The organism is Streptomyces sp. NBC_01232, assembly GCF_035989885.1.
Classification (GTDB): Bacteria; Actinomycetota; Actinomycetes; order Streptomycetales; family Streptomycetaceae; genus Streptomyces.
Genome location: NZ_CP108518.1, coordinates 7,595,268 through 7,606,876, shown reverse-complemented (window position 1 = coordinate 7,606,876; position 11,609 = coordinate 7,595,268). Strand labels below are relative to the sequence as shown.

Sequence of the window (11,609 nt, the reverse complement as noted above, 5' to 3'; positions counted from 1 at the left end):
CTTCGACCTGCTCGACCTGCTCCACCTGCCGAACGGACCGCACAGCGGGCATTGCCGCGGCGACTACCCAGAGCGATCAGAGACCAGAGACCGGAGGTTGAGCAGTCGGCCTACCTTCAGTATCCCCGCGCCGCCGTACGTCGGCAGGAGGTCGTTCGCCATCGGCCCCGAGTCCGGAGGGCCCGGCCCGCCAGGGCCTGCGACTCGGACACCGCGCGACCGACTGCGGCGGCGCACCAGCAGGGGCATGCCGCCTTCGGCGTAATGGCCGTTTTGCCTGTATCGCCGTGCCACGCTGTGGTCCCGATTGACCAGGGTCGTGTCAGGAGACCGGAATGCACCGCTCAGGTGAGGGGCTGTTCGAGCGGATCCATCGTGCCCCGCGGGCAGACCCGAGGACGTCGGTGCGGAAGCGGAGCGATCCTGACACCGGTCGCTCGTGATGGCAGGAAACGAGGAAGGCGAACACCGGGGGCAGCAACCGCACCTTCCGACCTGCACGTGCGTCTGCGCACCGAGTTGGCCAGGATCGATGAGCAACTCCGCTCCCTGCTGGCCGCCATGGACCGGCTGCAGGGCCTGCTGGACGCGGTGGTGTCCATCAGCCGGGAGGTGGAGCTGCCCGACGTGCTGCACCGCATCGTGACCACCGCCATGGACTTGGCCGGCGCTCGCTACGGGGCACTGGGCGTACTCAGCGAGTCCGGCGACCATCTGGAGCAGTTCATCACCGCCGGCCTGTCCGAACAGGAACGCGCCGATCTGGCCGAGACCGGTTTGCCCCGAGGCCTGGGGGTCCTCGGGCACCTGATCCACCACCCCGAACCCCTGCGGGTCGACAGCATCCCGGCCCATCCGTCGTCCGTCGGGTTTCCGGCCGGCCACCCGCACATGCACACCTTGCTCGGCGTCGCCATCAGCGTCCGCGGCGCGATCTACGGTGACCTCTACCTCTCCGAGCGGCGCGATGGACATCCCTTCGACGTCCACGACGAGAACGTCGTCCTTGCCCTGGCCAGTGCCGCGGGAATCGCGATCGAGAAGGTACGCCTGTTCGAACGGGTTCGCCTCGGCGCCGAGCAGTTCCAACGGCTTCTGCTGCCGACCCTGCCGGACCTGCGGCCTTTCGCCGCCGCCGCCATCTACCGGCCCGCTGCCGAGCCCAGTCAGATCGGTGGGGACTGGTACGACGCCATCCCACTGGCCGACAACGTCGTGGCGCTCGTCATCGGCGACGTGGTCGGTCACGACCTGAAGGCCGCGGCCTCCATGGCCTCCACCCGCAACATGCTGCGGGCTCTGCTGTTCGACCAGAGCAATCCGCCCAGCGCCATCCTTACCCAGCTCGACCGCACCCTGCACGCCATCACGAGCAATCCCGTCACCACCACGACCCTGGCACGCATCGAACCGGAGGAGCCGGGGTGGCGACTCCACTGGAGCAGCGCGGGCCACGTCCCACCCCTGCTGATCACCCCTGGGCGCCCGGCAGAGTACCTTTTCGCCGAGCCCGGCGTACCGCTCGGGGTCGACCCCGAGCAGCCCCGCCCCGACCATTCCCGCTTCCTGCCCCCGGACGCCACCGTGGTCTTCTTCACGGACGGGCTGGTCGAACATCCTGAGCACCCCATCGACGAGCGTCTCAACCGGCTCACCGATCTCGCCACGATGTACGCCGCCCTGCCCCTGCAGGAGTTCGTCCAGGCTCTGGCCGATCACCACCCCAGCGACGGTCACGACGACCTGGCCATCCTCGCCCTGCGCACCCCGCACCTCTGATCCCCGTGTCCGCGTCCATCTCACCAGTGCCATGGAGGATCCGAGAGATCCGGCGGATGATGGAATCGGGCCGATTGATGCGGAGGTGCCGCCTGATGACTGCAGCGCGGCCTGAGCGGCTCCGACAGGCCGGCTTGGCCGCCCTGGAGATCTGCGTCGTTGCCGGGCTGTACTACGGCTCAGCCGCGCTGGGACTGGTCCAGCAACTGGTGGGGGGCCAGGTCACCCCCCTGTGGCCGCCGACCGGTATCGCCGTGGCGAGCCTGCTCCTGCGCGGTCTGCGGGTCTGGCCCGGGATCGCGCTGGGTGCCTTCCTGGTCAACGTCCCGCTCGGCCCATCGATCCCGGCCGTGCTCGCGATCGTGGCGGGCAATACCCTCGCGCCCGTCTGCTCGTACGCGCTGCTCCGCCGTACGGGCTTCCGTACGGAACTGGACCGTTTGCAGGATGCGCTGGGGCTGATCTTCCTCGGTGCGCTCACCGGGATGCTGATCAGCGCGACGGTGGGCAGCGGGACCCTGGCCCTCGCCGGCGCGCTGAGCACCGAGAAATTCTGGCCCACCTGGTCGGTCTGGTGGACGGGCGACGCGATGGGGGTACTGGTGGTGACGCCCGTCCTGCTCGTTCTCCGCTTCGCGCGTTGGCCGAAAGGTGCGCGGCCGTCCCGTTGGGCGGAGGGACTGCTGCTTCTGGCAGCCACGGTCTGCGTCGGCTTCCTCGAGACCAGCAGTACGACGCTCATGTTCCTCGGCTTCCCGCTGCTGATCTGGGCGGCCTTCCGCTTCCAGCTGGCCGGGGCTGCGCTCTGCGCCCTGTCCGTGTCGACCTTCGCCATCGTCGCCGCTGCCCGTGGCTCAGGCCCGTTCGCCGGTCATGATCTGCTCACCAACATGATCACCCTGCAAGCGTTCAACGGTGCTTCCTCGCTGACCGCGCTGCTGGTCGCGGCTGCCGTCAGCCAGCGCGACCAGACCCAGAAAGAGATCGCGCGAGCCTGCATGCTGCTGGCCGAGATGGCGGCCAGGGCCACCGCCGGTGACCACCATCCCAGGCTCCCCGATCGCGGGGGCGAGACGGAAGCGGACGACGGACGAACCGAGTGGCCGACGTGATGGCTCAGTGTCCGACCGTGCGCCAGGAGCAGTACACGCCGCCGGAGGCTGCCAGTACTCCAGCTGTAGATCGTGATCTTCATGTCTGGGATGCGGCTTGTCGCTGGTAATGGCTGATGCGTGATCGCTTTTGATGGCGGCGTCGCCAGTCGGACCAGCCGAGCCGGTGGGCCGCATCGCGGAGAGGCCGGATGGCGAGGGTGATGAACAAGCGCTGGATCTCGTTGCAGGACAGCGGGACCAAGTCGTCAGAGGTGGACTGTCGGGCGTGTTCGTTCGCACGGACCACCGCGAGGAAGGCGTGGGCGAGCATCGCAAGGGAGACCCAGCGGATCCAGGAGGGGTAGAGGCGGACCTGGTGCTCATCGAGGCCGGCCAGCCCTTTCTCGCTCTGGAAGGTCTCCTCGACCCGCCCTCTCGATCCCGCGACCCGCACCATCGTCGTCAGCGGCACCGGATCCGGCGAGTAGCAGCGGTAGTGGGCGAGTTCGCCGCAGGTGCGGTCGCGGCGGATCAGCAGCTGGCGGTGACCCGGGCAGGGAGCGGCCAGGTCGATGACCGCCCAGTCCTAGGACCGCTTCCGGGCCAGGGCATCAGCGCGGAACGTGCCCGCACCGGTGGTCACTTCGGCCGAGCAGGCCACCGCGAGGACATAGCCCATGCGGCGTTCCTCCAGGGCGGATCGCAGTTTCGGGTTGCCGCCATAGACCTCGTCACCGGTGACCCAGTCCACGCGGTGTCCGGCATCCCATGAACCGTTCGATCATCGTGCGGGCCAGCTCCGGCTTGGTCGCGAAGACGGTTTCCTCACCGAGCCCTGCCGCCCGGCAGCGGTCCGGGTCGCCCGTCCAGAAGCGCGGGACGTACAGCTCCCGGTCCACCGCCGCGTGTCCCCGGGCGCCGGCGTAGACGAGGTAGACGGCGACCTGGGAGTTCTCGATCCGTCCCGCGGTGCCTGTGTACTGGCGCTGGACCCCGACGGTGTGGGTGCCCTTCTTCACGTCGCCGGTCTCGTCGACGACCAGCGCCGCCGCATCGTCGTGGAGGTGCTCGACGACGTATTCTCGGACGTCGTCGCGGACGGCATCAGCGTTCCAGGACGCCCGGCACAGCAGGTGCTGCATGCCGTGCGGGGTTGCCTCGCCGGCCCACTCCGCGATCGTCCAGCAGTTCTTGCGCGGCAGGTCCGACAGCAGGCCCAGCACCAACCGCCCGGCCCGTAGGCGAGGTTCATCGCGGGCGAACCGGCCCGCGATGCGCCCCATGGCCACCTCAAACGCCTCCCGCCAACGCGCGGATCTATGCTGTGACCAGTGGGCACCGTCTCGTTGTCAGTCCACACACCCACGATGGTCAACGGCAGCCGCATCTGTTCCCGTACCGGCCCCACCAGCAAGATCACAATCCACACAGCTGGAGCACTACAGTCCGCCTACGGCCCCGCGGGCCTTTGAGGGCGCTCTGCATCGTCCCGCGAACCCCTCCTTCAAGGGGCACGGAAATCCGTGGACGGACCCGCGGAAGATCACGTACCGTGTGGCTTCACGCCCTGAGATGGATGGAAGGAGGCGAGTGCCGTGCAGTTCACACCTTTCCAGCGCTCCCTCTTCCGCTATCCCGGCGTAGTTCGTCAGTTCTGACCGGGAGCGCTCCAAGCAGCCTGTATCCCGGAGGAATCCATGACCGATACGGTCATCCGCGCGCTCTCCGCGAGCGACGCACATCTTTTCGACGCACACCCCGACCCCCTCGGCGCCGGTGAAGGCCACCGACGTACCCGGTTCCGGCCCGACTGGAAGCGCGTCGCCCTGCGCGACGGCGAGGTCGTCGCACGCGGTGCGTGGTGGGGCGGCCCCGACGACTCGGAGCCCGTCAACATCAACTGGTTCGACGTGGCCGAGGGCGAGGAGGAGGCCGGGGCCGAACTCCTGCGCTCCGCTCCCTGGCAAGTCGAACTCGAGATCAACCTGCCCGGCGGCTGGCGGGAAAAGACCTACCTGCGCGCCGGAGCCGAGGCGCGCTTCGCCGCCGCACGAGCCGCAGGGTACGAGCTTCTGGTGGAACGCTTCCTGTACCGCTGGACCCCCGAGCGAGGTCTGCCCGAGCGGCCCGGACGCCTGCGCTTCAGCGCCGAACCCGACGACACCGTGTTCTTCGACGCGTTGCGCCGCATCCACTCCGCCACTCTGGACGCCCACGCGCTCAGGGCCATCGAGGAGGGCGGCCTCGACCAGGCCGCCCAGGAGGAACTCGACTTCTTCAACTGGTGCCCCTCCCCACGGGAATGGTGGCAGATCGCACACACGCCGGAGGGCGACCTGGCCGGCATCCACATCCCGGCCCACAACCCCTCCGGCCCGACGATCGGCTTCGTCGGAGTCGTCCCGGAACAGCGCGGTCGCGGCTACGCCTACGACCTCCTCGCGGAGTGCACCCACCTCCTCGTCGAGCAGGGCGCGGAGTTCGTCAGCGGAGCGACGGACCAGGCCAACTTCCCCATGGCCGCGAACTTCGCCAAGGCTGGCTTCCCCGTCATCCGTGAACGCATCAACTTCCACCCGGCGGGCCAAGCAGCCTAGCGAGGAGTAGCACGCGGTGAGCGGTCCGGTCCGAGGGCAGGTCCGGACCGCTTGCGGTGCCCGGCGGCATGCCGGCCGACAGTGAACGTGCAGGATCTACGCTTGGAGTGGCCACCGTCTCGTCGTCAGTCCACATCGACGATGATCAACGGCGGCCGCGCCCGTTCCCTTACAGGCCCCACCAGCAAGATCACGATCTACAGCTGGAGTACTAGGACCTCCAGACGGGGAAACGAGCAGCTCAAACGGGCTTTCTTCCTCTCCGCTTTCGCGGCCCTGGGGGCCCCGGCATCGCGGGCCTACTACGACAAGAAGGTGCGCCACCAAGCGTCACGCAATCGAGTGAAGGCGAGAGACCTCCACCGCCAGGCCGTCGCAGCGGCCAGGCAGAAGCCGAGGGTAGTCCGATTCGGGGAACGCCGGGGAGGGCGGAAAGCAGCACGCCCGGATGACCGCAAGAGTCGCACCACCGCGTGCCCTCGCCTCGCCCGCCGACTCCCGAACAGGCACGTCATCACTCATGACAGCCACACTGCCACCCGACCGCCTTGACCAAAGACATAGGGCCCCCGCACTGGGCGGGCTTTCACCGGGCTGGATCGTCGGACTCCGGTCGATGAGGCGGCCGCCGCGTCGTTCGGCGCCGGCGCCGAAGCGTACGCCGCCTACGAGGCCGCCCGCCCGGGCGCACGGCCGGTCGACGTCCTCATCGACCTGATCACCGACGAGCTGGTCAGGAAGCCCACCCTGGCGTTCGCGCAAGCGCGGGCAGCCGGTGGCCGCCCGGCCTGTGCCGACGAGTTCGACTGCCCCACCCCCGCCCAAGACGGCCGGGCTGGGCTCCCCGCACTGCCTGGAACTCCCTTTCGTGTTCGGCAACTTCGACGCCTGGTCACACGCAGCGTTCGTCGCGGGCATGAACACCGGGACCAGCGCCTTCGACAAGGTCGAGTCGGTCCACCTCGAGGTCAACTGGCGCGCCCGTTCATTAAAGTTCCGCGTCAGCGGAATGCGGCGACATGGCGGGCAACCCAGTCGTTGAAGGTGCGCGGGACACGGCCGATGACTCCTTCCACGTCCGGGCTGATCCGCAGTTCGGCCGGGTTCGGAGCAGAGATGATGTCCAGGGTGTCGTCGGCGAGTTCGATCGGCACGAACCGGGCCATCGTGGCCTTGGCCTCCTCGCGGGTGAGTTCGCGGAACCGTACGGGCGAGCCGAGCGCGGCTGCGATCGCCTCCGCCTGCTGACGCGGCGTGATCACCTCCGGCCCGGTCAGCTCGTACACCGCGCCGGTGTGCCGATTGTCCAGCAGGCAGGCCGCCGCGACCTCGGCGATGTCCGCCGGATCGACGACCGGAACCCCTACATCGCCGAAGGGCGCGGCGACCGTTCCTTGCGTGCGGACGGACTCGGCCCAGGCGAAGGCGTTGGAGGCGAACCCTCCCGGCCGCAGGACGACCCAGTCCATTCCGGAGTCCCGCAACGCGTCTTCCACGGTGCGCATCGCGACCCGCGACGGACCGAGCGGCCTGGTCGCCACGCCCTGCGAGGACAGCAGCACGACCCGGCGGACGCCACTGGACGCGGCAAGGCGGATGATGTCGGTCGGCCTGGCTCGGGGGGCGTGCAGGTTGCCGGAGAGCAGGAGGAAGAGCGCCTTCGCCCCGGTCAACGCGGCTGTGAGAGCGGCTGGTTCGGCCAGGTCGGCCGACAGGTGCCGGACCTCCTCCGGCAGCTCCGCCCGGTGCCGCGACACCGCCGTCACCTGCTCGCCCGCCTCTGTCAGGGCCTGCGTCAACGGTCGGCCCACATTCCCGGTAGCCCCGGTTACCACGATCATGTTCAGCTCCTGATTCGTCGTGCGCTTCCGTGATGGACGCTAGGAGCCGGGCTTACTTTCCGTAAGGACATACCCAGGGGTAAGCTCCCGACATGAGGGAAGGCGCGCAGCTGAAACCGGTCGCGACGAACCATGGGCGTGAGGTGTTTCACACCGACTGCCCCGCGCGTGACGTGGTCGACCATGTGACCAGCAGGTGGGGCATCTGGGTTCTGATCTCCTTGCGGAGCAATGACCTTCGGTTCTACGAACTGCGCGACGGCATCCAGGGCATCAGCGAGAAGATGCTGGCTCAGACCCTGCGCGCGCTGGTGCAGGACGGCCTGGTCTGGCGGGAGGTCGAGCCGACGACGCCGCCTCAGGTCACTTACGGGTTGACCGACTTCGGCCAGGACATCAGCGAGCCGCTGACGGACTTGTTCGACCGGATCACACAACGGCTACCGCCGCGCAGCCCGGCATAGTGCCGCACAAGCCCGGCCGCCCGCCCTCAACGGCCCCAACGCGGCTGCCGGATGCGTGCGGCGGACGGCTTCGGGCGCGGGGCTCCGCCCGTCAGGTGCCGAAGCGGTGGCGGGAGGCCTCGATGTGGCCGAGGTGGCGGTGGGTCCAGTCGCACAGTGCGTTACGCCGCCCCCCGGACCCCACCGAGCCGTACCTGGCTGCGGGACGTGCAGCGACACCCAATCCGACGCTCACGCCGTTGGCGGCTGCCCGGCGCCACCCAGCAGTACGGCCAGCAGTCGCCTTACGGTCGCTTCCGGCTCCTCGCTGAGGCCGGGAACGCGCGTCATCAGCAGGTGATGCATCGTGCCGACCAGCGCCAGCGCGATCGTGGCGACGTCGGCGTCCGCGGCGATCCGGCCGCCACGCTGCTCCGCCTGCAGGTAGGCGACAAAGGCGTGCTGGATCGCATCGAACGCGGGCGCTCCCGCCTGGAAGCCTTCCCGGGTACGCAGCGCGGCCGCCGGGCGTGTCAGCGAGAGACCCACCACCGCCGGGGGCAGGGCATCCAGCAAGGCAAGGACGACTTCCTGGAGATTGGCCGCAGCCGTGGCCTGCCCCACCTTCGCGTCCAGCGCCTCGGCTTGGCGGGCACCGCGCGCGAACCGGTCCAGGACCAGCTCGGCAACGAACTCGTCCAGGCCCGCGAAGTGCGCGTGCAGGACGCCCTTGCCGCAGTCCGCCTCAGCCGTGACGGAGCGACTCGTGAGGCCCGCCGCACCGTCTCGCGCCACCACCCGTTCCGCCGCCGCGAACAACCGCTCACGCAGATCCGGAATCGCGACTCCACGAGGTGACACAACAGCCCCTTCCCTCAAGCCCATTGCCAGTACGGGCGATCGCCCATACTGTTTGGGCACTTGCCCATACTAAGGGTCCGGGCACCGTACTGCGCTCGGACGGGAGGGAGTTCACCCATGGGCCGAATCACCAACACGACGCAGGCCGAGGCATGGAACGGCTACGAAGGAGCACAGTGGGCCCGTAGTCAGGAACGCTGGGACGCCATCAACGACGGCTTCAACCAGCCGTTGCTCGACGCCGCCGACATCCGGGACACCGACCAGGTGCTCGACATCGGCTGCGGAGCCGGCCGCACGACCCGCCTGGCGGCACAGCGATGCGGCGGGGGGCGGGCCATGGGAGTGGATCTGTCGGGTCCGATGCTCGAGCGGGCCAGGGCGAGTGCGGCACGCGAAGGAGTGCACAACGTGTCCTTCGTCCAAGGCGACGCACAGGTCCACCCGTTCGACCCCGGGGCATTCGATGCGGCCGTCAGCCGCTACGGCATGACCTTCTTCGCAGACCCTGTCGGCGCCTTCGCCAACATCCGCGGCGCGCTGCGCCCGGGCGGCCGGCTGGCGTTCATCTGCGCGGCAGAAGCCGGGGCCAACGAGTGGCTCCGGGCGCTGGCCTCGCTGGACGGCATCCTGCCGCTCGGAGACTTCGGCACGCCCGGCGCACCGGGCATGTTCTCGTTGACCGACCCCGACCACACGCTCGCCCTCCTGACCTCCGCCGGCTTCGGGAACGCCCGCGCGGAGCGGGTGGAAGCCGCCGGCAACTGGGGTAAGGATGCCGAGGACGCCTCGGCCTTCCTGATCGACTCCGGCCCTGGCCGCCACCTGCTCGGCCAGGTCGCACCCGATGCCCAGGAGCAGGCCCGACAGGCACTGATCGACGCGCTGCGCCCCTACGAAGACGCCGGGGCCGTGTGGCTGCGCAGCAGCTCGTGGCTGGTCACCGCCGTCCGGAAGGACACCGCGGGCGACTGAGCCTGTCAGATGCGGTCCGGGCAAGGACCCGGTGTCACACGAGCCGGTTGCGGTCGCGGTCGCGGTCCGACCGGTACCAACTGGTGGCTTTGATCCCGCGCCCACACAGATCGGTTCGAACCACGACGAATCACACCGCCGGTCGACCGTGACCCGTACCGACAAGCCCGTGCCGTCGGCCTCCGCCGGTCCACCCCGGTGGGCACGGTGGGCACGGTGGGAGAGAGCCCAGGCGTACCGGGCGGGGCGGGCGCCGGGTGCGACGCCCGCCCGCCCCGCCTCTTGCTCGTGAGAGTCAGACCTTGCCGAGGAGCCCGTTCATCCGGGTGATCTCGGCGGTCTGGGAGGTGACGATGGCGTCGGCCATGTCCTTGGCGGGCTGGTAGGAGCCGTCCTTCTGCTCCGTCTTGGCCATGGCGACCGCACCCTCGTGGTGCTTGATCATCAGCTCCATGAAAGCGGTGTCGAACGCCTTGCCCGAGGCATTCTTCAGGTTCTCCATCTCCTCGGCGGTCATCATGCCGCCGCCCGCGCCGTGCATGGAGTGGTCCATGGCACCCTCGGCGGGCACCTGCTCGCCCCAGGAAGCCAGCCAACCGGAGAGCGTCTTGATCTCCGGGTCCTGGGCCTTCTTGATCTCCTCGGCGAGCTGCTTGACCTCGGCGGAGTCCGCACGGGTCGGGGCGAGGTCGGCCATCTCAACGGCCTGCCTGTGGTGAGGGATCATCCCCTTGGCGAACGCGGCATCGGCCGCGTTGTGCTGCCCCTGTGCGGCGGAGGCCGAAGCCGACGGCGAGGCGGAAGCGTGGCCTCCGTGACCGGCCGGGCTGTCGTTGCTGCCGCATGCGGCCAGCACGAGGGCGGCCGTTGCGACGGCCCCGACGGCGGTGGTGCGGCGGACGAGGGAACGGTTGCGGTTCATGTGGGTGCGACTCCTTGATGCGCAGTCCTACGGTCAGGACGTGCGCGCGTACGGAACAGGGCGTGCCGGGGCACGGCATCGCTCACCGGTCACCGGACCGGCAGATGCCGTGTGGGCCGCTCTATATCCGCAGGAGTTGCAGCTCGGAAAGGTCGGGTGGCGCCCGCGTACTCACCGGCGCCTCCGGCGCCGCCCCAGCCTGCACAACAGCAGCGGGAACACCACCGAACGCGGCGCTCAGCGCGGGCGGGGCGTAGGAGGAGCTCACCCCGGCGGCGGCGCACGTTCCGTCCGCGTGATCGAGATGATCCGATCCACCGGCCGGGTGCGAGCAGTCGCCCGCCGCGTCCGGGTCGGCCTCCGTATGAGCCATGACCATGGTGTGCCCGCTACCGGCGTGCGCCGTCGGCAGGGGGCTCGGGGCCAGGGCGTGCATGCCCAGGACACCGGCCAGCACCGCGAGGACGAGCAGCAGGAAGCCCCGCCCGGCAGGGCGTCGTCCCAGCGGCTTCGCGGCGAAGGTCATGCGCTCATCGTACGGGTGCTCGCCACGGCCACCGGCGCGGTCGTCTCCGCCCTGGCCGCCTGCGCCTTCAGGGCGAAACCGAGCGCAGCCCATCGGCACGGGTGGCAGTCGTGTACACCCGCCGCAGCAGGTAGTGCAGCTGTGCGCGCTCACCCTTCGTGATCGAGGCCAGCAGAGCGTCCTGCAGGCTCTTCACGTCATCCACTGTGGCCGCCAGGGCCTCAGTACCGGCTTCCGTGAGCGTCACCACCTCATGCCGGCCACCGATGTTGACAACCATCGCGTGGACCAGGCCCTGCTCCATGAGCTCATCGATCACCCGCACGACATCATCCAGCGGCGCCTCTATCTGCGTGGCGAGATCGAGGTGGGCGTGCGGCCCCAGATCGGCGAGCGCCTTGAGGACCGACTGGTGGAGGGGGCTCGACCCGCGCACACCGATACGCTCGGCCACCAGCGTCTCCACGGCCCTGCCGGCTGCCGCCAGGAGTTCCACGGTCTGCTCGGAGGGATTCGACGATCCGCTCCCCCTGTCGTACACGTCGCCTCCAACTCACTGGGGAGGGGGACG

At 69.4% G+C, this 11,609-nt stretch carries 10 protein-coding genes and 1 pseudogene; 5 read left to right on the top strand and 6 right to left on the bottom strand.

The genetic code is table 11. The annotated features are described in order from the left end of the window. Positions 1 to 501 precede the first annotated feature (501 nt). Together OG444_RS35060 and OG444_RS35055 are read left to right on the top strand one after the other, a co-directional pair. Positions 502 to 1,779 carry a PP2C family protein-serine/threonine phosphatase gene (locus OG444_RS35060; protein ID WP_327265886.1) on the top strand — a complete coding sequence of 426 codons (1,278 nt, stop codon included), beginning with the start codon at positions 502 to 504 and terminating at the stop codon, positions 1,777 to 1,779. Positions 1,780 to 1,874: 95 nt separating this feature from the next. Further along, positions 1,875 to 2,891 (top strand): MASE1 domain-containing protein, encoded by a 1,017-nt coding sequence (locus tag OG444_RS35055; protein WP_327265885.1) that lies wholly within the window; start codon positions 1,875 to 1,877, stop codon positions 2,889 to 2,891. A 289-nt stretch (positions 2,892 to 3,180) separates the two neighbouring features. Here OG444_RS35055 and OG444_RS35050 read toward each other — a convergent pair. Continuing rightward, positions 3,181 to 4,156: pseudogene (locus OG444_RS35050) on the bottom strand (IS701 family transposase); the annotation flags it as partial. 414 nt (positions 4,157 to 4,570) lie between these two features. On the opposite strand from OG444_RS35050, the gene OG444_RS35045 reads away from it, so the two are divergent. After that, positions 4,571 to 5,470, top strand: coding sequence for a GNAT family N-acetyltransferase (locus OG444_RS35045; RefSeq protein WP_327265884.1), 900 nt, complete (start codon positions 4,571 to 4,573; stop codon positions 5,468 to 5,470). A gap of 1,001 nt (positions 5,471 to 6,471) precedes the next feature. On the opposite strand, the gene OG444_RS35040 is transcribed toward OG444_RS35045, so the two are convergent. After that, on the bottom strand, positions 6,472 to 7,311 hold the full coding sequence (locus OG444_RS35040) for an SDR family oxidoreductase (RefSeq protein ID WP_327265883.1): 840 nt from the start codon (positions 7,309 to 7,311) through the stop codon (positions 6,472 to 6,474). Between the two features lie 92 nt (positions 7,312 to 7,403). Between OG444_RS35040 and OG444_RS35035 the strand changes: the two genes are divergently transcribed. Next, positions 7,404 to 7,775 carry a winged helix-turn-helix transcriptional regulator gene (locus tag OG444_RS35035; RefSeq protein WP_327265882.1) on the top strand — a complete coding sequence of 124 codons (372 nt, stop codon included), beginning with the start codon at positions 7,404 to 7,406 and terminating at the stop codon, positions 7,773 to 7,775. Positions 7,776 to 8,006: 231 nt separating this feature from the next. On the opposite strand, the gene OG444_RS35030 is transcribed toward OG444_RS35035, so the two are convergent. Next, entirely contained in the window at positions 8,007 to 8,615 is a 609-nt protein-coding gene (locus OG444_RS35030; RefSeq protein ID WP_327267028.1) for a TetR/AcrR family transcriptional regulator, read from the bottom strand. A gap of 117 nt (positions 8,616 to 8,732) precedes the next feature. On the opposite strand from OG444_RS35030, the gene OG444_RS35025 reads away from it, so the two are divergent. Further along, complete coding sequence (locus tag OG444_RS35025) at positions 8,733 to 9,590, top strand: class I SAM-dependent methyltransferase (protein WP_327265881.1); 858 nt, start codon at positions 8,733 to 8,735, stop codon at positions 9,588 to 9,590. A 295-nt stretch (positions 9,591 to 9,885) separates the two neighbouring features. Here OG444_RS35025 and OG444_RS35020 read toward each other — a convergent pair whose 3' ends face one another. The 3 genes from OG444_RS35020 to OG444_RS35010 form a co-directional block, all read right to left on the bottom strand. After that, positions 9,886 to 10,512, bottom strand: a complete 627-nt coding sequence (locus OG444_RS35020; protein ID WP_327265880.1) for a DUF305 domain-containing protein — start codon at positions 10,510 to 10,512, stop codon at positions 9,886 to 9,888. 121 nt (positions 10,513 to 10,633) lie between these two features. Next, positions 10,634 to 11,038, bottom strand: coding sequence for a DUF6153 family protein (locus OG444_RS35015; RefSeq protein ID WP_327265879.1), 405 nt, complete (start codon positions 11,036 to 11,038; stop codon positions 10,634 to 10,636). A gap of 67 nt (positions 11,039 to 11,105) precedes the next feature. After that, the gene (locus OG444_RS35010; RefSeq protein ID WP_327265878.1) at positions 11,106 to 11,579 is read right to left on the bottom strand and encodes a MarR family winged helix-turn-helix transcriptional regulator; all 474 of its coding nucleotides are present in this window, start codon (positions 11,577 to 11,579) and stop codon (positions 11,106 to 11,108) included. Positions 11,580 to 11,609: the final 30 nt, after the last annotated feature.